Source organism: Pseudomonas sp. P129, from assembly GCF_020312195.1.
Lineage (GTDB): Bacteria > Pseudomonadota > Gammaproteobacteria > Pseudomonadales > Pseudomonadaceae > Aquipseudomonas > Aquipseudomonas fragariae.
The window spans coordinates 22,474-44,291 of the sequence record NZ_JAGPYS010000002.1; the positions used below are offsets into that span (position 1 = coordinate 22,474).

Genomic DNA, 21,818 nt, shown 5'->3' on the forward strand with positions numbered 1-21,818 from the left:
TTCACCGATCAGGGGTTTTTGATGTTCGATAAAGTGTTGATCGCCAATCGCGGCGAAATCGCCCTGCGCATCCAGCGAGCCTGCAAGGGCCTGGGCCTGCGCACGGTCGCGGTGTATTCCGAAGCGGATCGCGATGCCGATTACGTACAGCAGGCCGACGAAGCACTGTGCATTGGCCCTGCTGCCGCAGGGCAGAGTTATCTGAATCAGGCGGCCGTGCTCTATGCCGCGCAACTGACCGGTGCTCAGGCGATCCATCCCGGTTATGGATTTCTGTCTGAAAATGCCGCGTTCGCCGAACGCATCGAACAGGCTGGCCTGACCTTCATCGGCCCCAGCGCTGCGTGCATTCGGGTCATGGGCGACAAGGTCGCAGCCAAGCGGGCGATGCGCGAGGCTGGCGTGCCGTGCGTACCCGGTCCGGACACCAGCATGCCCGACGACTCGCAGAGCATTGTGCAAATCGCTCGCGACATCGGCTACCCGGTCATCGTCAAGGCCGCAGGCGGCGGCGGAGGGCGGGGCATGCGCGTGGTTCAGGAAGAGTCTCAGCTGCTCGATGCAATTGCGCTGACCCGCGAAGAAGCCCGACACGCCTTCGGCAATCCCGAGTTGTATATCGAGAAGTTTCTGGGCCAGCCGCGTCATGTCGAGATTCAGGTGTTATGCGACGCCTACGGCAATGCTGTCTGGCTTGGCTCGCGGGATTGCTCGATGCAGCGCCGCCACCAGAAGGTCCTTGAGGAGGCGCCTGCGCCCGGCATCGACGCGGCATTGATGGGCAGAGTGGGCGAGCGTTGTGCACAGGCCTGCCGCCAGATCGGCTATCAGGGTGTCGGCACGTTCGAATTCCTGTTCGAAAAGGATGAGTTCTATTTCATCGAGATGAACACCCGCCTGCAGGTCGAGCATCCGGTAACGGAAATGACTTCCGGTATCGACATTGTCCAGCAGCAGATTCGCATGGCGATGGGCGAGCGCCTGAGTTTCAGTCAGGCCGACGTACGCGTGTCGGGCCATTCGCTGGAGTGCCGGATCAACGCCGAGGACCCGCGCAGCTTCATGCCGACGCCGGGGCTGGTCACCCGCTGGCAGATCCCCGGTGGTTTCGGCGTGCGGGTCGATTCGCATGTCAGCCACGGCTACCGCGTTCCGCCTTATTACGATTCGATGGTGGCCAAGGTCATCACCCATGGCGCCAGTCGCGACGAGGCGTTGGCACGCATGCGCCTGGCACTGAGCGAAATGCACGTCGAGGGGATCTCCACCAACATCCCTCTGCATCGCGACATTCTGCAGGACCCGGTGTTCTGCAAGGGTGGCATGGACATTCATCACCTGGAGCGCTGGTTGCAGACAAGGAGCCACCCATGACCATCCTGCCGACGCCGAATGTGCCAAGAATTACCTTGCTGGGCACCACCGCGTTGCTGTTCGAAGCACCCGGCGAGCTCGACCTGGCAACGCAGCAACGGATATGGGCGCTGGCCCGTCTGAGCAAGGACTGGCCCCAGGTACGCGAAGCAGTGCCGGGGATGAACAATCTGATGCTGACCTTCGCTGCGCCACCGCGGGATCTGGCCGGTCTGAACACCCGCTTGCTGGAGACCTGGGAACAGTGCCAGCCGCTGCCGTTGCAGGGCCGGATCATTGAATTGCCGGTGGTGTACGGCGGCGATGGCGGCCCGCACATGGCTGATGTCGTCGCCCATACCGGGCTGGATATCGAAACCATCGCCAATCTGCACTGCGAGCCGCTGTACCCGGTGTACGCCTTGGGCAGCCATCCGGGTTATTGCTACCTGGGCGGCATGGACCAGCGCCTGGCGACGCCGCGGCGCAAGGTGCCGGTACTCGATATCGGTGCCGGGTCGGTCTCTATCGGTGGCGTTCAGACAGGTATTTCCGCCTCGGCCGGCCCCAGTGGCTGGAACACCATAGGACGCACGGAGATGGTGTTTTTCGATGCGGGTCAGCAGCCTCCGGCGCTGCTGCAACCCGGCGATCAACTGCGCTTGCGCATCGAGAGGATCATCCGATGATCGAAGTTATCAGCGCTACCGCACTGGCGACCGTTCAGGATCTTGGGCGACACGGCAGCCTGGGTTACGGCGTCGGCACGTCCGGCGCAATGGACACGCTGTCACTGCGGCTCGGCAACCTGTTGCTGGGCAACGATGAAGACGCGGCAGGTATTGAAATTCCGCTGTTCCCGTTTGAAGTGCGGTTTGTCGATGACTGCACCTTCGCGATCACCGGGGCCGCCTGCGGTGCGTCGCTCGATGGTCAGCGGCTGCCGGGTAACTGGGTCGCTCAGGCACGCAAGAATCAGGTGTTGCGGCTCAATTACCCGACAATGGGCAGCCGCGTGTACCTGTGTCTGGCCGGTGGCGTCGATGTGCCGGTGGTACTGGGCTCGCGCAGCACGCAATTGCGTGGGGCTTTTGGGGGCTGGCAGGGCCGTGCGTTGCAGCAGGGCGATGTGATTTCTGCAGGCGTTGCCAATGAGCCGCGCGCCAGTGATTTCGGTGTGCAATCGTCCGTGGCGGCCTTGCCGTTGCTGCTCGACGGGTTGCCCGCCATCCGGGTGCTGCCGGCTGCCGAGTTCGACTGTTTCAGTGCCGAGGCGCAAGCAACGTTTTTTGCCGGCGAATGGAAAATCACCACGCAGAGCAACCGTTATGGTTACCGCATGGAGGGCACGCCCTTGCTTGCGCGCGAGGCGCTGGAAATCCGCTCTCACGGCATCGTGCCCGGTGTGATTCAGGTGCCCCACGGCGGGCAGCCGATCGTGCAGATGCGTGATGCCCAGCCCAGTGGCGGTTATCCCAAGTTTGCCACGGTCATTGAAGCCGATCTGTGGCGCCTTGGTCAGGCACCGATCGGCAGCAAGGTGCGTTTTGTGCAGTGCAGTTACGACGAGGCGGTCGAGGCGCTGGCCACCAATCACGCTTTCATCGAAGACGCCCGGCGCATGCTCGCGCTGCGCAGCCTGCAAGGACATCGCTGATGAACATCAAAGAGATTCGCCAGCTGGCAGCATGGATTCGGGACGCCGGGCTTACTGTACTGGAACTGAAACGCCCGGGGTTCGAGCTGTTGATCCGCCGTGGCGAGCCTGTGCAGGCCTGTGCTGCGCCTTCTGCGCCACCTGTTGCCGCTGAACAGTCGGCGCTGACTGCGCATGTGGTGAGTGCCGATAACCCCGGCGTATTTGTCTCGAGTCATCCCGATGAACGCGACAGCTACGTGAAACCCGGCGATGCAGTGGCTGCAGGGCAGTTGCTTGGGCTGTTGCGTATCGGTCTGCTGTATCTGCCGGTGCGCAGTAACCAGGCAGGGCGCGTACTGCGCTTCCTGGCCGCCGAGAACGAACGCGTCGGTTACGGCCAGCCGCTGATTGAACTGGAGGAACATGACCATGCGCATTGATCTGAATGCTGATCTTGGCGAGGGCTTCGGCCCTTGGACCATGGGCGAGGACGAGGCGTTGATGCCATTGATCTCCTCGGCCAACGTCGCCTGCGGCTTTCATGCCGGGGATCCGCTGATCATGGACAGCACGGTGCGCCGCGCCAAGGCGCTGGGCATCGATCTCGGTGCGCATGTCGGTTTTCCTGATCTGCAGGGGTTCGGCCGCCGCAGGATGAACATCGAACTCAAGGAGTTGTGCGCCATTGTGGTGTATCAACTCGGCGCGCTGGCGGGCCTTGCAGCCGCTGCCGGATACCGCGTCACGCACATGAGTTTTCACGGTGCGCTGGGCAATATGGCCGCAGCCGATGCCGAACTGGCCGGGCCTTTGGTCAGGGCGGTCGCAGCTTTTGATCCGCAGTTGATCATCAGCTCATCCAGCAGCGCCGCCATCGAGCAGGCCGCCGAGGCGTGCAACCTGAGGGTGGCGACGACCTTTCTGGCTGACCGCGCTTATGACGAAAATTGTCTGCTGGTGCCGCGTGGCATTGCCGGTGCGGTGATCAAGGACCCGGAGCAGGTCCGGGCCAGGGTTGCGCAACTGCTGCAGGACGGCACGGTCACGACCCTGGGTGGCAAGCGTGTGGCGGTCAACGCCCAGTCGATTCTGTTGCATGGCGACACGCCGGGAGCGGTGCAGCTGGCGCGCAGCATTCGCCAGAGCATCGAAGAGCAGGGCGGTGTCATCACCCCGGTTTCACAGCTGCTCGGGTCATAAGCGCAGCTTATCGCCACACAACCATTGTGTCTTGGTCGCTGCCCATGACGCTGGTTAAAGTCCAGTACAAGGCGATCAGCATTAATAACCAAGCGGCTGATCGACGCTTATTCAAGGAAACCCCGACATGCCATTTTCCGATTACAAAACCGCGCTGGTCACCGGCGCTTCTTCAGGCATTGGAGAAGCCGTCGTCGAGCGGCTGTGTGCCGAAGGTCTGCAGGTCCATGCGCTGGCGCGCAGTGCCGACAAGCTGGCAGCACTGGCGCAGCGCACCGGATGTATCGCGCACGCTATCGACGTGACGGATCTGGCCGGCCTGACGGCCCTGTTCCAGGCCCATCATTTCGATGTCGTGGTCAACAATGCCGGCGTCGACCGTCCTGGCTCGCTGCTCAAGGCGGACGCCGAAGGGATTGATCTGCTGGTCGATGTGAACCTGCGCGCTGTGTTGCAGATCGCCAGGCTTTCGTTGCCGGGGATGGTCGAGCGTGATCGCGGGCACATAATCAACATCAGCTCGATCGCTGCGGCCTACAACTTCGGTGGCAACTCGACGTACCACGCGACCAAGGCTGCGGTGAGCATGCTGTCCCGGCAGTTGCGTATCGATGCCTTCGGCAAGCGCGTGCGGGTTACCGAAATCTGCCCGGGGCGCGTGGCGACGGATATCTTCGCCCACGTGCATGGCGACTCCGAGGAAGTGCGCAAGCGTTTCATCGAGGGCTATGAGCTGCCGGTGGCCAAGGACATTGCTGATGCGATCGCCTATGTGATTGCCGCGCCCATCGCAGTCAACATCGGCCACATGGAGATCACCCCGACGTTGCAGGTGCCCGGCGGACTGTCGACCGCACGCCCGCAGGACTACGAAGGCTGAGACCGCGTCTTCAAGCGCTGTACCCATCACGAGAGCGGCACCAGCCGCCATGCGATACCCGCGCCAGACCCACTGGCGCCTTGCTTCTGCCCTGGCTGAATGTCTATGGGAACAACCATGACGAGTAAATTCGATCTTTCAGCGATCCTGCAGGGCGAGTACGCCGAGCTGATCGTCAAGGGCATAGAAACGACCCTGCAACTGGCCTTGGTTGCCTGGTGCCTGGCCATGGCGATTGCCCTGCTGCTGGTGTCGATTCGCCTGACTGGCAACAAGTACGCCGAACGCCTGGTGGCGGCCTATGTGTCCTACCACCGCAATGTGCCGACGCTGGTGCAACTGATGCTCTGGTATTTCGGTATCCCCACCTTGCTGTCCGAAAGCACGCAGATCTGGCTGGCCAACTACAGCACCGAGTACCTGTTCTCGGTCATCGCGCTGGGGCTTTGCCAGGCGGCTTATTTCAGTGAAGACATCCGCAGCGGGTTACGCGCGATTCCAGCCGGGCAAGTCGAAGCGTCGCGCGCCCTGGGCCTGGGCTATGTGCGTTCGATGCGCTACGTGATCCTGCCGCAAGGGGTTCGCAACTGTTTGCCGTCGTTGATCAATCACACGGTCCTGCTGTTCAAGAACACCAGTCTGGTGATGGCCATCGGCGTGGTGGAGCTGACTTATGCCACCCGTGAGGTCGAGAACTACACCTTCCGCACCTTCGAAGCGTATCTGGTCGCAACCGTGGTCTACCTGGCCATTTCCTTGATGCTGATGGGCCTGGGCGCGTTGCTGGCCCAGCAGTTCAGCAAAGCCATGGCGAGGTAGGCGGCGATGTTCGATGTATTCACGATTGTTCGCGATAACTGGACCTTGCTGCTGGTCGGTCAATACCCCCATGGCCCGATGGGCGGCCTGATTTCGACGCTGATGCTGGCCGCGCTGGCCCTCTTGCTGGCCTTTCCGCTGGGCCTGCTGCTGTCGCTGGCGCGCGTGTCGCCGTGGCGCTGGCTGCGCTACCCGGCGACGGTCTGGGTCTATGTGATGCGCGGAATTCCGCTGCTGATGGTGATTTTCTGGACCTACTTTCTGGTCCCCTTGCTGATCGGCCATAACATCACCGGCTTCACCACCATGCTCTGCACGCTGGTGGTCTATCAGAGCGCCTATCTGTGCGAAATCATCCGCGGCGCCATCCAGGCGCTGCCCACCGGTCAGTACGAAGCTTCCCGCGCACTGGGCATGGGCTACCTGCGCACCACGGTCTGGGTGATCCTGCCGCAGGCGCTGTACAACGCGTTGCCGAGTCTGATCAGCCAGTTCATTTCGATCATCAAGGAAACGTCGCTGGGCTACGTGATCAACGTCCAGGAAGTAACCTTCGCCGCCAATCAGATCAATAACCAGCTGCTGACCAAGCCGTTTCAGATGTTCTTCATCCTGGCGATCACTTACTACGTGCTGTGCTACGGCCTGACCCGTCTCGCCGCCGTGGTGGAGCAGCGTATTGCCCGCAAACGCGAAGGCGATGTATCGCCTGTGCCCGTTGCCCGGCCTTTGACTACCGATAACTGAGGGTTGCCCAATGCATCCGATGATCATGTTTTCCAGGATCAACAAATGGTATGGCAAGTACCAGGCCCTGACCGATATCACCGCCGAAGTGCAGCGCGGCGAAGTGGTGGTGCTGTGCGGGCCTTCAGGCTCGGGCAAGTCGACGCTGATCCGCACCGTCAATCGTCTTGAGGACGTACAGCAAGGCCAGATCCTGTTTGACGGCCGTGACGTCAATGGCACCGACGCCAACGTCAACCGGCTGCGCAGCCGCGTGGGGTTTGTGTTCCAGAGCTTCAATCTGTTTCCGCATCTGTCGGTGCTCGACAACATCATCCTGACCCCGACCAAGGTCCGCGGCCTGAAGAGCAGCGAAGCGCGCGCCCGCGCCATGGAGTTGCTGGATCGGGTAGGGCTGGCACACAAGGCCGGTGCCTACCCTGCACAGTTGTCCGGTGGCCAGCAGCAGCGTGTGGCGATTGCCCGCGCGCTGGCCATGGAGCCGCCCGTCATGCTGTTTGACGAGCCCACCAGCGCACTCGACCCGGAAATGGTCGGCGAGGTGCTCAGTGTCATGAAAGGCCTGGCCAAGGAGGGCATGACCATGATGTGCGTCACCCACGAGATGAATTTTGCCCGGGAAGTGGCCGACACCATCTGGTTCATGGACGCGGGGCAGATCCTCGAAAAATCCAGCCCTGAGGTGTTCTTTCAGCAACCGAGCCATCCGCGTGCCCAGCGCTTCATTGCCGACCTGCGCAGCCATTGAGCGCAGGCACTGATTTCAGCGAATCACCCAATTCATTTCCAGGAGTCTCACCATGCGTATCAAGTCTGTACTGGCTGCACTGGCGTTGTCGCCGTTGGCTGTTTCGGTGGTCCATGCCGATCAGCTCAGCGATGTGATGAGCAAGAAAAGCCTGAGCTGTGGCGTGTATGCCGACGTTCCGCCGTTCTCGGCACCAGACCCTGAAACCCGCGAACTGGTGGGCATGGACGTCGACCTGTGCAAAGCCCTGGCCAAACACATGGGCGTGGAGCTGGAACTCAAGCCGCTGTCGGTCGAAGCACGTATCCCGGAAGTCAAAATGGGCCGCGTGGACGTGATTTTCGCCAACCTTGCCTACACCAAGAGCCGTGCCGAGCAGATTCAGTTCAGCGACCCTTACTACATCGCCAAGGAAACACTGGTAGTCCGTGCCGCGAATGCCGATCAACCGAAATCGTTCTTCAAGGGCAAACGCATCAGTTCGACTAAAGGCTCTACGTCCGAGCAGTCGATCCGCCTGGCTGACGCAACGCCAGTGACCTTTCAGGACACCGGCTCTGCCTACATGGCGCTGCAACAGAACAAGGTGGTGGGCCTGGTGACCAACACCATGACTGCGATCAAGCTGGTAGGGCAGGCCAAGGCCGGCGGCGTGGAATTGGCAATCGCCAAGGAACCGATGGCGCTTGAGCCCATTGGTGCCGGCATGCGCCAGGGCGAACCGGCCTTTCTGGCGAAGGTCAACGAATCACTGCGCGAAATGGAAGCCGCAGGCGAAATCGACGCAATCTGGGCGCACTGGATCGGCCCGAACACCGAATACAAGATGGTTCGCGAAGACAAGGTACAAAGCCTCAGCGAATTGAAGTTCGACCCGTTGCCCTGATCAACGGCATGAAGCCGAGCAAAAGGTCGGCTTCATGCAAGACCACACGATGGATTCCCGCCGCAACGGCACCATCGCGTCTTGATCAGATCTTGATATTTCCTTGATGGTTTATTAACAGCCGAGGTTCAGAGTTCTACCGACAGTATCAATCGTCGGCATGACCCCTTGTGGGCGTCTCAGAGGACAAAATGTCTGATCGCTCAGGTTCGGTTTCTGCATCGGCAGTCGGCGCTTCACTCTCCCGAAACAGACGTTTCGGCGTATCCCCGGTTTGGCTGGTTCCGCTGCTTGCTGCCTTGATAGGCCTGTCGCTCCTGATCGGCAGCACACTGTCGAAAGGCCCGAGAATCTTCATCACCTTCCAGAGCGCCGAGGGGCTTGAAGCTCAAAAGACGAGGGTCAAGGTCAGGAATGTCGTGATCGGCGAGGTATCGGCTGTGGTCTTGAACAAAGACCGCACAGGCGTGGTGGCGACGGTGGATCTCGATGGCGACGCCCGTGCGTTCACTGCCGAGGATTCCCTGTTCTGGGTGGTGCGCCCGCGTATAGGCGCCACTGGTGTGTCGGGCGTGGATACCTTGCTTTCCGGGCCATTTATCGCGGCGGACAGCGGCACGTCCGGGCGTACGAAAAAACACTTTGTCGGTCAGGAAACTCCGCCACCCATTACCTACGGCATAAAAGGCACACGTTTTACCCTGCACGCCGGGGACCTGGGCTCACTGGAGGTGGGGTCTCCTGTGTACTACCGACGTATTCAAGTCGGACAGATAGCGGCCTTTCATTTATCCGATGACGGCAAGGGGGTGGATGCGGAAATTTTCATCAATGCGCCCAACGACAGGTTTGTGACTACTGATACACGCTTCTGGAATGCCAGCGGCATCGACATGACGGTGGACGCCGATGGTCTGAAGATAAAGACTGAATCAGTTTCGACGATACTGGCGGGAGGGGTGGCCTTCGTCGAGCCGGATTACAGCACGAAGGCACCCAGGGCTGCAGAGCATGCACGCTTTACGCTGTTCGACGATCAGCAGAAGGCGCTGTCGCCGCCCGACGGCGAGCCGGGTTACATCCGCATGATCTTCAGTCAGTCGCTGCGTGGTCTTGAGGTCAATTCACCGGTCGAGTTCATGGGTATAACACTGGGGCGAGTCGTCTCGGTAGACCTGGACTACGACGCGGCCAGCCAGTCGTTCACCAGTATTGTCGGGGCGGTGATTTACCCGGATCGCCTGGGTATGGCCAATGAAAAAATCGTAAAGACATTGGGCGTTACCGACGATGCACGTACGGCACAGTTGATAGCCGACTTCGTCAAGCGAGGCCTGCGTGCGCAGCCTCGCAGCGAGAGTCTGCTGACCGGACAGCTGTATATTTCCCTGGGTTTTATCGCTGACGCTGCGCCGGTACCGTTCGATGTCAGTGCGCAGCCGCTGATAATCCCGACCGTGCCGGGGGAGCTTGAAAAGATGCAGGAGCAGGTACAGCAGATCATCGACAAGGTCGGCAAAGTGCCGGTGCAGGAGATCGCCGGCAACCTGAATGGCAGCCTTGACGAGGTGCAGAAAACGTTCAGGCTTTTCAACGCGCAGGTGATGCCTGAGCTGCACGGCGTTCTGGAGCAATCCCGAAGCACGATGGACGTCGCCGGCGCAGCGCTCGACGAGGACTCGCCTGTGCGTCAACAGATCGACCGGACAATGGATGAGGTTCAGCGCATGGCCCGCTCGGTACGGGTCCTCACCGATTACCTGAGCCGCAACCCCGAAGCCTTGATCCTTGGCCGCACCCGGCAGGATCCACCGGGTGTCTACCAGAGGCCCGCGCCTGTTCAGCAGGCCGATTAAGCCGAGCCGGGCGGCTTCAATACCTCGGTTTGACCGCCTTCCAGTCCGGATTGTACTTCTGCATCTGCTTCACATCATCGCGCTGCCGGATGCCACAGCTGTGGTACTGATCATTGAGTTTGCCGAGCTGGTCGTAGTCCAGTTCCAGCCCCAGACCGGGTGCGCGGGTGATGCTGACACAGCCGTCGACAATCGGCAGTTTGCCGCCCTTGATGACTTCCTCGTCCGGTTCCTGCCACGGGTAGTGCGTGTCGCAGGCGTAGTCCAGATTGGGCACCGACGCTGCGACGTGGGCCATGGCCATGAGGCTGATGCCCAGATGCGAGTTGGAGTGCATCGACACGCCCAGGCCAAAGGTGTCGCACATCTTCGCCAGCGCCTGAGTGTCGCGCAGGCCGCCCCAGTAATGGTGGTCGGCGAGCACGATCTGCACGCTGTCCAGTGCCACGCTGCGGCGGAACTCGTCGAAATCGGTCACCACCATGTTGGTCGCCAGCGGCAGTCCGGTGCGTTTGTGCAATTCGGACATGCCGTCGAGGCCGGGCGTCGGGTCTTCGTAATATTGCAGATCATCGCCCAGCAGTTCGGCCATCCGAATCGAGGTCTCCAGTGACCAGTTGCCGTTGGGGTCGATGCGCAGCGGGTAACCGGGAAACGCTTTTTTCAGCGCCTTGATGCACGACACCTCGTGTTCCGGCTGCAGTGCACCGGCCTTGAGCTTGATGCTTTTGAAACCGTAGGCGTCGATCATGCGCCGGGCCTGGGCGACGATCTGCTCTTCGCTGAGCGCTTCACCCCAGCTGTCGGGCGCGTAAGGCGCATCGGCATGCTGCGCATATTTGAAGAACAGATAGGCGCTGAAGGGTATCTGGTCACGAATGGCGCCGCCGAGCAGGTCCACCAGTGGCAGGTTCATGGAACGCGCCTGCAGGTCCAGAAACGCTACTTCGAACGCAGAATAAGCATTGCTGACCGCCTTGCTGGCGTGTGAGCCCGGCGCCAGTTCGGCACCGGCCAGGCTGGCAGGCTTATGCGCCGCCACGGTCGCCTGCACGATGCTGCGCAGCTGATTGAGGTTGAACGGGTCGAGCCCGATCAGCTGGGTCTGCACCTGTTGCTGAATCGCCAGTGCCGGGGCATCACCGTAGCTTTCACCGAGGCCGATGTAGCCGTTGTCGCTTTCTATCTCGATGATCGAGCGCAGGGCGAAAGGTTCGTGAATACCACTGGCGTTGAGCAGTGGCGGGTCGCGAAAGGCGATAGGGGTCACGGTTACACGGATGATTTTCAAAGGGCGGTCTCCCGGAGGTCAGGGTTTGAGGCTGGAAGGGGTGCCATTGACGGCAGGGCTGAGCGCTGCGGGCCGCTCAGCCCTGGACGGGCGGCCGCGGTCACCTCGTGGCGTAGTGCGGGCGAAGAAGATCACCACGGCAGCGAGCAGCGATGTCGCTGCCAGGCCATACAGACCGCCCTGAATCGAACCGGTGGTCTGTTCCAGAAAGCCGAACGTGGTCGGTGCGACGAAACCGCCCAGGTTGCCGATGGAGTTGATCAGCGCAATGACCGCAGCAGCAATGCGTGCATCCAGATAGCCTTGAGGGATTGGCCAGAACAGCGCAGACGCGGCCTTGAAACCGATTGCCGCGAAGCAGATGGCGACAAAGGCGAACACCGGACCGCCCACGGTGGACATGAACATGCCGGCGGCGGCGATGACCAGGGTAACCGCCACCCAGGCCTGCTGGTGCTTGAAGCGTGCGGCCAGGGCTGCGAAGCCGTACATGGCCACAATAGAGATGATCCACGGGATCGAATTGAACAGCCCGACCTCGAAATCGCTGAAACTGCCCATCTTGCGGATCATGCTCGGCAGCCAGAAGGTGGCGCCATAGATGGTCAGGGCCACGGAAAAATAGATGAAGCAGAACAGCAGGATCTGCCGGTCCGCCAACAGTCGGAATACCGAGGGTCTGACGGTTTGTGCTGCTTCGCGCAGCCGTTGCTCTTCGGCGATAGCGGTGCTGAGCGCGGTTTTTTCTTCGTCACTGAGCCAGCGGGCTTCGTGAGGATGTGATTGCAGCCAGAACCAGACGAAACCGCAGAGCACGATAGACGCGAAGCCTTCGATCAGGAACATCCACTGCCAGCCATGCAGGTTCAGGCCCTCGAGGCCAAGCAGGGCGCCGGACACCGGTCCGGAAATCACCGAGGCTATCGCCGAGCCGCTGAGAAACAGCGCCATGGCTTTGCCGCGGTCACCGGAAGGCAGCCACTGGGTGAAATAATAGATGATGCCGGGGAAGAAGCCGGCTTCGGCAGCGCCCAGAATGAAGCGCAGCACGTAGAAGCTGGTTTCGCCCTGGACGAACGCCATGGCCATGGCGGCCGCGCCCCAGGTGAACATGATACGGGTCAGCCAGGCGCGGGCACCGTAGCGCTGCAACAGCATGTTGGAGGGGACTTCGAACAGCGCGTAACCGACAAAGAACAATCCTGCACCCAGCCCGTAGGCCGCTGCGCCGATACCCAGATCGGGTTCCAGATGGCTGCGTACGAAACCGATATTGACCCGGTCGATGTAATTGACGATGAACATCACCACGAACAGCGGCAGCACGTGGCGTTTCACCTTGGCGGCCGCACGGGCAAGCACCGTGACGTCCGTAGTACCAGGGACGGTATTCAAGAGGCGACTCCCATTCATTGTTTTTTTGGGGATGAGTCGATCATGGCGGCGTGTATTATTCCCGTCCAATCCAGTTAGTGACTTGATTGATACCCAGATTGTATTGATCGCTGTACTTCTGTGCGGTGCTGGGCACCTTCGGTATGATTTATGGAACCCGTGCAGAGTGGGCGCATTTTCAAAGCAGAGAATCCAGTGCCGGAGTGCTTGATTGAATCGCTGCCTGTCAATCGGCGCTTACAGTTTGGAGCCGAGTGTAAGTTTCATTGTCAAGTCCCTGTATCTTCCGTTAGTCACTCCACCTGTCGGATATAACGACCCCTGTAAGCGGCCGTCTTGCCCAGGTATGTACATAAGCTAGTCTTGCAATAATGGCCTCCGGTCATCTCTGTCGGCGTCGTGCGCTTTGCTGATAATTAGTTATCCAGCTTATTTCGTTGAAAACGGAGCGTTAGACATGAATATGAAATTCAAGAACGCGTCAGCATGCCTTGTGATGATGACTGCTTTGATGGGCAATACCTACGCAGCGACCAGCGCATGCCCGGCAGTCAAAAACATAACTCAAACCTCCGAGGATTGGGGCTACTCCTACAAAGCTGCTGACCCTTCTGGGCAGCACTGGAGTGGCGAAAACCCTTTGGCTACGGAAGCAGACCTTGAAAGTGTTCACTTTACACTGGCCGGTATCCGCAATAACGATAAGGGTTTTTTTGTCGCGTGTGATTATGAGGGAGCGAGTGATAAAGGATCGAAGGATGCGGGGTTTAGATTAATACTTAAAACTCCGTCGGAGCCCAAGACTGTCGGGAGCAGTTGGAAAGACAAAGAATGTAAAGCCGCTGACCCAACACTCTGTACGTTTGAATAATACGTTTGAATAATCAAAGGCTCAAAGACGTGTCAGCTATGGGCGTCTTTCCCTTTGCTTTGTCAAACGGCGCACTGGGTTGCTCGAGCAGTTACTGTACTCTGTGTCAGTGACTTGATTGATACCGGGAGTGGATCAATGTTCGAGCTTTCCCAACTGCGTTGCTTCACCACGGTGGCCACAGAGCTGAATTTTCGCCGTGCCGCCGAACGGCTTAACATGACGCAGCCGCCGTTGAGTCGGCAGATTCAGATACTGGAGCACAACCTAGGCGTAGAACTGTTCACCCGCAGCACTCGCAGTGTGGCACTGACTGCCGCGGGCAGGGCCTTTTTCATTGAGGCGCAGACCTTGCTGGAGCGCGCGCAGCAGGCGGCCATTTCCGCGCGGCGCTTTGCCGAAGGTGACATCGGCTCGGTGACTATCAGTTTTGTCGGCAGCGCGGTGTACGAGTTTCTGCCCAGGGTGATCGCCGAGGCGCGCCTCAAACAGCCGCAGGTGAAGATTTCCCTGACGGAAATGAATACCTATCAGCAGCACGAAGCACTCAGGGCGCGGCGCATTGACCTGGGCATCGTGCGGGCACCGTTGTTTCAGCCGGGTTACGAGAGCGAATGCCTGGTACGCGAGCCGTTCGTGCTGGCCGTGCCGAGCAATCATCGCCTGGCGCATGCCGATTCGGTGGCGGTGGCCGATCTGGATGGCGCACCGTTCCTGATGTATTCGCATTCGGCGTATCCACCGTTCAACGAACTGCTGACCGGTATGTTTCGCTCCGCACGAGTTGCACCGGAGTATGTCCAATGGCTTGGATCGTCACTGACTATTCTGGCGTTGGTCAACGCCGGAATGGGCCTGGCTTTGGTGCCGCGTTGTGCAACCAATGTGGTGTTCAAGGATGTCGTGTTTCGTGACATTGACCTGGGCGAAGGCGTGCAGAGCGAGTTGCACCTGGTCTGGCGTACCGACAATGACAATCCGGCGTGCCGGATGCTGCTGCAAGCCATTCGGGCGGCCGTCAGGGCAGATGAAAATTGAAGCGAAAAACCTTGCAACGTAGTGGCATCAACTATCATTCATTCAGTCGATAGTCATCATCAAGCAAGGCAAGTTCTGTTTTTCCGGCAAAGGAGGAGGATGGCGCCATAGCCACCTGCTCCAAAGGGAGACGACGCGATGAGAATGTTCAATCTGTTGACGTTTGCTGCCGTGTTCAGCACCAGCATTGTGTTCACTGCCCCCGTCAATGCTGCCGTCTCCCCGGTCTCCGAACAGTCCTGCCATTTCATGCCCGTCGTCGACAGCGCTGCGGGCCTGCAACACACTCAGTCGGTGGGCGTGCTGTACAGCGAAAACACCCTCAGCAACCTTCAGTATTTGAACAACTATCACTCGGTGGCGCTGAGGAGTGGCCGCAGTGGCGCGCTCGATTCGCGTATCCGCAATGCATTCGTCAACAGTTCGGACCCGGCACTGGCGACCGACTGGCTGGTGGGCTCATTAAAGAAAGAGTTCGCCTCGGTGACCGTCTACGACACGCTCGATGCGCTGATGCAGGCGCGGCCGGATGTGGTGGTCATGCTCGACACTTACAATCGTCTGGTGAGCAAGCGCAACAGTCAGGTCGAAGCGCGGTTCATGGCACGCTTCTATGACAACGACCTGCAATACATCGGCAAGGCTGAAGGTGAGGTGGTTCGGGAAATGACCTCGGTCTGGGTGCAAGGCAAGGCCGCTCCGGAGATCGCCGCACAGATCGATCAGCAGCGTGATCTGCAAGTGAATGCCTTGAAGCAGTTCGACGCCTCGCTCAAAGCCCTGGTCATGCAGGCCGACCGGGCGCAAGTGGCGGCGAACTGATTGTAGTGACTGCGTCAGGCCTGTGAGGCTGTTGACCGATAGAAACTGCTCATCGACTTTCGCTGCTTCAATACCGCCTGCCATCAGCATGGTCGCCTGCAAATCGAAGATCGGCACGTTAATGCTCCTTGCCCCGTAGGGGACGCTTGAAAGGTGTACAAGCGTCATTAATCCAGGCGCGCGCAGGGGAAAGTGACCGGCGGGTTATTTCAATTAAACCGATGCACGGCTCGGTTTTACCGTAAAGAATTAATCACTTCTGCCGAGAGCCTGACAAGCGAGCCGACAATTAGCTGTCCGGTTCGCATGATGAGCAGCAAGCCACGTGTGCTTTGACTGTGGTAACAGAGAAGCCTTGCGATGCTGAAAAAACTACCGGGTGCCTTGCGTGCCCTGATGTCTGTGCCTGCTGATAACCCCAGGTTGTTGCAGGCCCAGTACGTTGCGTTGTCCCGACAACTGCCGTTGATGTACTTCGTGCTGCTGGTCAATACCTGGGCGTTGGCGTTCACTCATTGGCGAACCGCTCCGGTGTGGCTGACGCTGCTGGTCCCTGCGCTGCTCACGGTTATCTGTGGCGTCCGTGCAAGCAAATGGTTGCGCACTGTAAACCGGCCGCCACCCGCTCCGGCGATCATTCTGGCCACGCTGCGCGGTACGCATGGTCTGGCGGGCGTGATAGCGGCCGGGTTTGCCGCCTGGTCCCTGTCGCTTTACCCCTATGGCGATGCCTATTCCCAGGCGCATGTCGCGTTTTTTATGGGCATTACGGTGATTGTCTGCATCTTCTGCATGATGCACTTGCGGCCCGCAGCGCTGACCACCGCGCTGGTCGTCAACACCGCCTTCGTGATTTTCTTCGCCTCGACTTACAACATTACCTTTATCGCCACGGCGGTGAATATCGTGCTGGTGTCGATCGGCATGCTGATCATTCTTCATTACCAGTACCGCGATTTCACCAGTCTGGTGAATGTGCAGGTAAAGACCGAGCAACTGAGCAACGAGAACCTGCTGCTGGCCAATCAGGACAGCCTGACGGGCCTGCCCAATCGTCGGCAGTTCTTTCAGACTTTGGATACCGCGATGACCGAGGCAATGGCGCAGCGCAGCGGGCTGGCAGTGGGCGTGTTGGACCTGGACGGGTTCAAGCCGGTCAATGACCTTTATGGTCATCGAATCGGCGACCGTCTGCTGATGCTGGTGGCTGAACGCCTGACCAGCGCCTCAAGCGACAAGGTGCATGTATCGCGACTGGGCGGTGACGAGTTCGCGCTGGTGATCAAGGGAGACATCGACAGCGAGGCATTGCAGGCGTTTGGCAAACACCTGTGTGACCTCATGCACGAAAGCTTCGAACTGTCGGACATGCCGATCCAGATTGGCGCGACACTGGGCCTGGCGACGTACCCGGCTACCGCAGATAACGCGACCCAGCTGTTCGAATTTGCCGATTACGCGCTGTATCAGGGCAAAAACCATAACCCCGGAACCACCTGCCTGTTCTCCGCTAGCCACCGTGAGCAGTTGCATGCCGACGGCGTTACCGAACAGGCCTTGCGGCGCGCCAATCTGGAAACCGAGTTCCACGTATTGTTTCAGCCGATCATTGAAAGCTGCACGCGCGAAACGGTGGCGTTCGAGGCGCTGGCGCGCTGGAACAGCCCGGAACTGGGGGCTGTTTCGCCGGCGCATTTCATTCCGATCGCCGAGCGCATCGGCATGATCAACAAGCTCACTGTGCCCTTGTTGACCCAGGCGCTAAGCATGGCCCTATCGTGGCCTGCGCCTGTCAGGCTGTCGTTCAATCTGTCCGCGCACGACTGTGCGACCTGGGAAAGTGTCAACAGAATTGTCGAGATCATCGAACACAGCGGCTTCGATGCGTCGCGGCTCGATCTGGAAATCACCGAAACGGCGGTCATGCAGGATATCGCCCAGGTGCAGCAGGCCATTACCCAGTTCCGCAAGCTGGGTTGCGGCATCTCGCTGGACGACTTCGGCACCGGCTTCTCCAGCCTCAGTCAACTGCACGCGCTGGCGCTGACCAAGCTGAAGATCGACCGCAGCTTTGTCACCGGGGTGCATAACAACCCGGCCAGTTACAAGATCGTCAAATCGCTGGTTGCCTTGAGTCTGGACATGTCGCTGGGTTGCGTGATCGAAGGCGTCGAAACACAGGATGAGTTGAATGCATTGACCACCCTGGGTTGTACGATGGTGCAGGGTTACTTCTACAGCCCGCCGATCAGTTTTGCAGAGACGCTGGCATGGATTGAAATACCCGATGAAGAGCGCACCTTCGGTTACGCCGCTTCGTGCCCCCTCTGATCGATTGCATGTGGGCGATTCACTCGGGCGCGCGTGGGGTAAGATGCCTTTTTTGATCCCCACGGAAGCCTTTGATGAGCAAACCCGGGCAGACCGTCCTTGTTGCGCTGCGCAAGATGATCGCATCAGGCGAGCTGGCTGCCGGCGAGCGCCTGATGGAGGTGCCGACCGCCGAGCTGTTCGGCGTGTCGCGCATGCCGGTGCGCATGGCGTTCCGCACGCTGGAGCAGGAAGGGCTGCTGGTGCCCTTTGGCGGGCGTGGATTTCAGGTGCGTTCGATCAGCCCGATGGAAATCGCCGGTGCGGTGGATGTCCGCGGTGTCCTGGAGGGGCTTGCTGCGCGGCAAATGGCCGAGCGCGGCGTGACCCAGGAGGCGCGCGACGAACTGGAGGCCTGTCTGGTGCAGGGTGACGCGCTGTTCGAGAAAGGCCATGTCACTGAAGATGACCTTGAGGTCTATCACGACATGAACATGCGTCTGCATCGCGTGATCGTCGAGGGCAGCGGTAATCGCGCCATTGCCGATGCACTGTCGCGCAACGACCATCTGCCTTTTGCCTCGGTGACCGCGCTGGCCGTGGATCGCGACAACCTGATTCGCGAATACCGGCGGTTCAATTTCGCCCACATGCAGCATCACGCCGTGGTGGATGCGCTGGTCAACGGGCAGGGCGCTCGCGCCGAGGCCATCATGCGCGAGCATGCCAATGCCACCTTGCGTTACGCGGAAATCTTCGGCGCCGGGCAGAACGAGCGCATGAAGGTCATTCAGCGCCCGGACTGATCAGAGGTCGAGCACCAGCACGGGCGTCTTCGAACGTGAACAGCACGGCGTGAACTGATCGTTGAGCGCCTGCTCATCTTCGGTCAGAAACAGATCGCGATGATCCGGAATGCCTTTCAACACCCGCGTCAGGCAGGTGCCACAGACACCTTGCTCACACGACAGTGGAATATCGATGCCGTGGCTTTCGAGCACCTGAGCGACCGTCTTGTTGGCCGGAATGGCAATGACCTGGCCAGTACTGGCGATCTCTATCGAAAAACTGCCGTCGTTGCTGGTGTCTACCGGCTCTGCGGAGAAGTACTCGCGGTGCAGAGTGTCCTCGGACCAGCCAGCGGCACGCGCGCTGTCGAGGATGTATTGCATGAAACCGCCTGGCCCGCACACGTACAGATGGGTATCGGGCTGGGGGGTGGCGAGCACTTTACCAGCCTCCAGTGCGGTGTCCGGCTGTTCATCGAAGTGCAGCGTGATGCGCTCGGCAAATGCCGAATGCTTCAGGCGCTCGATAAAGGCGCCGCGCTCGGCGGAACGCACGCAATAGTGCAGCTCGAAATCGGCAGCCTCCAACGCAAGCTGTTCGGCCATGCACAGGATCGGGGTGATGCCGATACCGCCGGCGAACAGCAGCGTGCGTCGGCTGTTTTCAGCCAGCGGGAACAGGTTGCGCGGTTCGCTGATACGCAACTGCGCGCCAGGCTGAATCTGCTGATGCAGGCTGCGTGAGCCACCACGCGAGGCCGGGTCGTTGAGGACGCCGATCAGATAGCGGTGACGCTCGCTCGGGGCATTGCACAGCGAGTACTGGCGGATCAGCCCGTCAGGCAGGTGCACGTCAATGTGCGCGCCTGCGCTGAACGGCGGCAACAGCGCTCCGTCTGCCCGCACCAGTTCAAAGCTGCAGATATCCAGCGCTTCATCGTTACGTGATAACACTGTCACGTCGATCATGTCAGGTCCTCGGGTGACCGCGGCAAGGGTCACTTCTGATTGTTTTCTTCGTATTTCGACGGGCAATGGCCGGTCATTTCGTCGCCATCACGGGAATCTGCTCGCCGGGACCGGCCTGCTCGGCAGCGATCAATCGCTCCAGGATCTTGCGTGACTGCACGCCACCGGCGTCGATATTGAGCTTGAGCAGGTTGCGATGCGGATGCTGAAGCAGGTTCTGTTGCTGGCGCTCAAGCATTTCCAGGTCTTCGGTGAAGATCTTGCCCTGGCCTTCACGGATGCTGGCAGTCAGCGCTTCGTCGGCCGGATTGAAGTTGCGCGCCATGCCCCAGAAGTACCAGATGGACGTGTCGGTCTCGGGGGTGATGAAGTCGACGACGATGCTCGACGCCTTGAACTCCTTAGGCGCGTCATAGCCGCCTTTGCCCGCATGGGCGACGCCGACTTCGATCAGCACATGACTGGGCGGCGTGAAGCGGCAGATCTGCCAGCGATCGACCGGCACGTCATCGGCCAGATTGTTGCCACGCAATGCCATCTGCCAGAACGGCGGCGGCATGATGTTTTCCATGTGCCGGGCGGTGACCACTTCCTCGCCTTCGACCGTTGTGACGGGCGCTGCCTCGTCGATTTCCTTCTGGCCGATGCTTGACGCATGCACGTAGGTTTCGTGAGTGAGGTCCATCAGGTTGTCGATCATCAGGCGGTAGTCGCACTGGATATGAAACAGCCCGCCGCCGTAGGCCCATTCGTCGCTGACTGCCCACTCCAGATGATGAATGAGTGCCGGGTCGGCTTTTTCCCGGTCACCGGGCCAGACCCAGATGAAGCCGTAGCGCTCGACCGCGGCGAAGGTCTTGTTGCAAGGGAAGCCGCGAACACGCTGGCCGGGCATCGAAACAGTCTTGCCGTCGCCGCCCATGACCAGCCCGTGGTAACCACACACCAGCTGGCCGTTCTCGACATAGCCCAGCGAGAGCGGGGCGCCGCGATGCGGGCAGAAGTCTTCGACGGCCACGACCTGCTGGTTCTGGTCGCGATAGAACACCATCTTTTCGTTGCAGATCTGCCGGCCCAGAGGCTTGTCGGCGACTTCATCCGCTGTGCAAGCGACGTACCACGCATTTTTCGGGTGCATGATGGTTCTCCACGGTTCGATTATTGGTCTTATGGATCCACAGAATGAATCAAGTTGTTTCCTCGTGATTATTAATGCCACAGGATCGCGATTAATCCAATGATTAATTTTGTTAACTATTATTTAATGGATCCACAGAGGCTGATCAGCCGGGGCTGGATACCTGCAATGCGGCTCGCAGTCGTGGCGCGAGTGCTTCCAGCAGGGTCTGCACAGAACGCAGTGCGCGACAGTCGGGGCGGGTCAGCAGCCACAGGTCGGTGCGGCATCCTTCCAGCGGGCCACTCAGGCGTTCGACCGCTCCAAGGCCCTCGACCGTGAAGCCGGTCAACGCCGCGACGCCCAGGCCGGCAGCGACCAACTGCGAGACTGCCGACATGTTGCTGCAGCGGTAGCTCGGTAATACCCCCGGAAAGGCCTGTTTACGCCAGATTACCGAGGTGTGGTCGGGCATCGAGTCGTCCGGGCTGATCCACGGGATCGAGGCAGGGTTCTGCGTCAAGGCCTCGCGGTATTCGGCTCGGCCACAGACAAAGTAGTCGGCACTGCCCAGGCAGCGTCCGATCAGGTGCTCGGGTGGCGTATTGGTCAGGCGCAGGGCGATGTCGGCATCGCGACGGCTGAGGTTGGCAAAGGCATTGGAGGTGGCCAGCTCCAGCGTAAGGGCAGGGTACTGCGGCATGAAGTCCGCCAGCGCTGGTAATAGCAGGCTATGCAGTACTGCATCGGTACAGGTCAGGCGTACCGTGCCGCTGACGACCTGTTCGCCCTGTTGCAGGGCGATGCGCGCAGCAGCAAGCGCCTGTTCGGCGCGCTCGGCCTGCTCGGCCATGGCCTGCGCGGTATCGGTCGGTATGTACCCGCGCCGGTTCTTTTCAAACAGCGCTGCACCGAGGGCTGCTTCCAGGCGACGGATCGAGCGGAATACGGTCGATACATCAACCTGCAACAGATCGGCGGCGCGTGCCAGCGTGCGGCCGCGAACCAGGGCGAGCACCAATGAAAGGTCGGCGTGGGTGATTTCATATTGCATCGGTGCATTGTTTCTTTGCCAGAATGCCTATGTTT

General features: G+C 60.0%; 21 protein-coding genes and 1 pseudogene. 16 read left to right on the forward strand and 6 right to left on the reverse strand.

What is annotated here, in order from left to right; all coding sequences use genetic code 11:
- Window positions 1–21: 21 nt before the first annotated feature.
- The 11 genes from accC (at window position 22) to KBY02_RS05905 (ending at window position 10,128) form a co-directional block, all read left to right on the forward strand.
- The gene (gene accC / locus KBY02_RS05855; RefSeq protein ID WP_032655740.1) at window positions 22–1,374 is read left to right on the forward strand and encodes an acetyl-CoA carboxylase biotin carboxylase subunit; all 1,353 of its coding nucleotides are present in this window, start codon (window positions 22–24) and stop codon (window positions 1,372–1,374) included.
- On the forward strand, window positions 1,371–2,042 hold the full coding sequence (gene pxpB, locus KBY02_RS05860) for a 5-oxoprolinase subunit PxpB (RefSeq protein WP_225649986.1): 672 nt from the start codon (window positions 1,371–1,373) through the stop codon (window positions 2,040–2,042). The genes accC and pxpB overlap by 4 nt, the downstream gene beginning before the upstream one ends.
- Window positions 2,039–3,010: a biotin-dependent carboxyltransferase family protein gene (locus KBY02_RS05865; protein WP_060409626.1), complete on the forward strand. Its 972-nt coding sequence runs from the start codon at window positions 2,039–2,041 to the stop codon at window positions 3,008–3,010. Before pxpB ends, KBY02_RS05865 begins: the two co-directional genes overlap by 4 nt.
- A complete protein-coding gene (locus KBY02_RS05870) occupies window positions 3,010–3,432 on the forward strand; it encodes a biotin/lipoyl-containing protein (protein WP_096126810.1) in 423 nt (140 codons plus the stop codon). The genes KBY02_RS05865 and KBY02_RS05870 overlap by 1 nt, the downstream gene beginning before the upstream one ends.
- On the forward strand, window positions 3,422–4,192 hold the full coding sequence (locus KBY02_RS05875; protein ID WP_024661186.1) for a LamB/YcsF family protein: 771 nt from the start codon (window positions 3,422–3,424) through the stop codon (window positions 4,190–4,192). Before KBY02_RS05870 ends, KBY02_RS05875 begins: the two co-directional genes overlap by 11 nt.
- Window positions 4,193–4,319: 127 nt before the next feature.
- A complete protein-coding gene (locus tag KBY02_RS05880) occupies window positions 4,320–5,072 on the forward strand; it encodes an SDR family oxidoreductase (protein ID WP_024643282.1) in 753 nt (250 codons plus the stop codon).
- 117 nt (window positions 5,073–5,189) lie between these two features.
- Complete coding sequence (locus KBY02_RS05885) at window positions 5,190–5,891, forward strand: amino acid ABC transporter permease (protein WP_104684241.1); 702 nt, start codon at window positions 5,190–5,192, stop codon at window positions 5,889–5,891.
- A gap of 6 nt (window positions 5,892–5,897) precedes the next feature.
- Entirely contained in the window at window positions 5,898–6,638 is a 741-nt protein-coding gene (locus tag KBY02_RS05890) for an amino acid ABC transporter permease (protein WP_104684239.1), read from the forward strand.
- 19 nt (window positions 6,639–6,657) lie between these two features.
- Entirely contained in the window at window positions 6,658–7,386 is a 729-nt protein-coding gene (locus KBY02_RS05895; protein WP_173645854.1) for an amino acid ABC transporter ATP-binding protein, read from the forward strand.
- A 52-nt stretch (window positions 7,387–7,438) separates the two neighbouring features.
- Window positions 7,439–8,272, forward strand: coding sequence for an ABC transporter substrate-binding protein (locus tag KBY02_RS05900; RefSeq protein WP_003401080.1), 834 nt, complete (start codon window positions 7,439–7,441; stop codon window positions 8,270–8,272).
- A gap of 191 nt (window positions 8,273–8,463) precedes the next feature.
- Window positions 8,464–10,128 (forward strand): intermembrane transport protein PqiB, encoded by a 1,665-nt coding sequence (locus KBY02_RS05905; protein ID WP_225649994.1) that lies wholly within the window; start codon window positions 8,464–8,466, stop codon window positions 10,126–10,128.
- Between the two features lie 16 nt (window positions 10,129–10,144).
- Here the strand turns inward: KBY02_RS05905 and KBY02_RS05910 are convergent, their stop codons facing one another.
- Both KBY02_RS05910 and KBY02_RS05915 read right to left on the reverse strand, forming a co-directional pair.
- Window positions 10,145–11,419: a glucarate dehydratase family protein gene (locus KBY02_RS05910; RefSeq protein ID WP_104684235.1), complete on the reverse strand. Its 1,275-nt coding sequence runs from the start codon at window positions 11,417–11,419 to the stop codon at window positions 10,145–10,147.
- 18 nt (window positions 11,420–11,437) lie between these two features.
- Entirely contained in the window at window positions 11,438–12,781 is a 1,344-nt protein-coding gene (locus tag KBY02_RS05915; protein ID WP_225650229.1) for an MFS transporter, read from the reverse strand.
- A 490-nt stretch (window positions 12,782–13,271) separates the two neighbouring features.
- Here KBY02_RS05915 and KBY02_RS05920 point away from each other — a divergent pair, with 490 nt between their 5' ends.
- From KBY02_RS05920 to KBY02_RS05930, 3 genes are all read left to right on the forward strand, one after another.
- Window positions 13,272–13,685 (forward strand): DUF3757 domain-containing protein, encoded by a 414-nt coding sequence (locus KBY02_RS05920; protein ID WP_054091205.1) that lies wholly within the window; start codon window positions 13,272–13,274, stop codon window positions 13,683–13,685.
- 138 nt (window positions 13,686–13,823) lie between these two features.
- Window positions 13,824–14,723, forward strand: coding sequence for a LysR substrate-binding domain-containing protein (locus tag KBY02_RS05925; protein WP_011267910.1), 900 nt, complete (start codon window positions 13,824–13,826; stop codon window positions 14,721–14,723).
- A gap of 138 nt (window positions 14,724–14,861) precedes the next feature.
- Window positions 14,862–15,545, forward strand: a complete 684-nt coding sequence (locus KBY02_RS05930; RefSeq protein WP_003401089.1) for a hypothetical protein — start codon at window positions 14,862–14,864, stop codon at window positions 15,543–15,545.
- Between the two features lie 27 nt (window positions 15,546–15,572).
- On the opposite strand, the pseudogene KBY02_RS26375 reads toward KBY02_RS05930, so the two are convergent.
- A pseudogene (locus KBY02_RS26375) lies at window positions 15,573–15,677 on the reverse strand (nucleoside hydrolase); the annotation flags it as partial.
- 228 nt (window positions 15,678–15,905) lie between these two features.
- Between KBY02_RS26375 and KBY02_RS05935 the strand changes: the two are divergent.
- Both KBY02_RS05935 and KBY02_RS05940 read left to right on the forward strand, forming a co-directional pair.
- Window positions 15,906–17,876 (forward strand): putative bifunctional diguanylate cyclase/phosphodiesterase, encoded by a 1,971-nt coding sequence (locus tag KBY02_RS05935; RefSeq protein WP_011267909.1) that lies wholly within the window; start codon window positions 15,906–15,908, stop codon window positions 17,874–17,876.
- A gap of 74 nt (window positions 17,877–17,950) precedes the next feature.
- Complete coding sequence (locus KBY02_RS05940; protein WP_003416800.1) at window positions 17,951–18,661, forward strand: GntR family transcriptional regulator; 711 nt, start codon at window positions 17,951–17,953, stop codon at window positions 18,659–18,661.
- On the opposite strand, the gene KBY02_RS05945 is transcribed toward KBY02_RS05940, so the two are convergent.
- The 3 genes from KBY02_RS05945 to KBY02_RS05955 all read right to left on the reverse strand — a co-directional run bounded on the left by KBY02_RS05945 (window position 18,662) and on the right by KBY02_RS05955 (window position 21,783).
- Window positions 18,662–19,612 carry a PDR/VanB family oxidoreductase gene (locus KBY02_RS05945; RefSeq protein ID WP_024651942.1) on the reverse strand — a complete coding sequence of 317 codons (951 nt, stop codon included), beginning with the start codon at window positions 19,610–19,612 and terminating at the stop codon, window positions 18,662–18,664.
- Window positions 19,613–19,685: 73 nt separating this feature from the next.
- Window positions 19,686–20,750 carry an aromatic ring-hydroxylating oxygenase subunit alpha gene (locus KBY02_RS05950; RefSeq protein WP_003401095.1) on the reverse strand — a complete coding sequence of 355 codons (1,065 nt, stop codon included), beginning with the start codon at window positions 20,748–20,750 and terminating at the stop codon, window positions 19,686–19,688.
- Window positions 20,751–20,895: 145 nt separating this feature from the next.
- Window positions 20,896–21,783 carry a LysR family transcriptional regulator gene (locus KBY02_RS05955; RefSeq protein ID WP_011267906.1) on the reverse strand — a complete coding sequence of 296 codons (888 nt, stop codon included), beginning with the start codon at window positions 21,781–21,783 and terminating at the stop codon, window positions 20,896–20,898.
- Window positions 21,784–21,818: the final 35 nt, after the last annotated feature.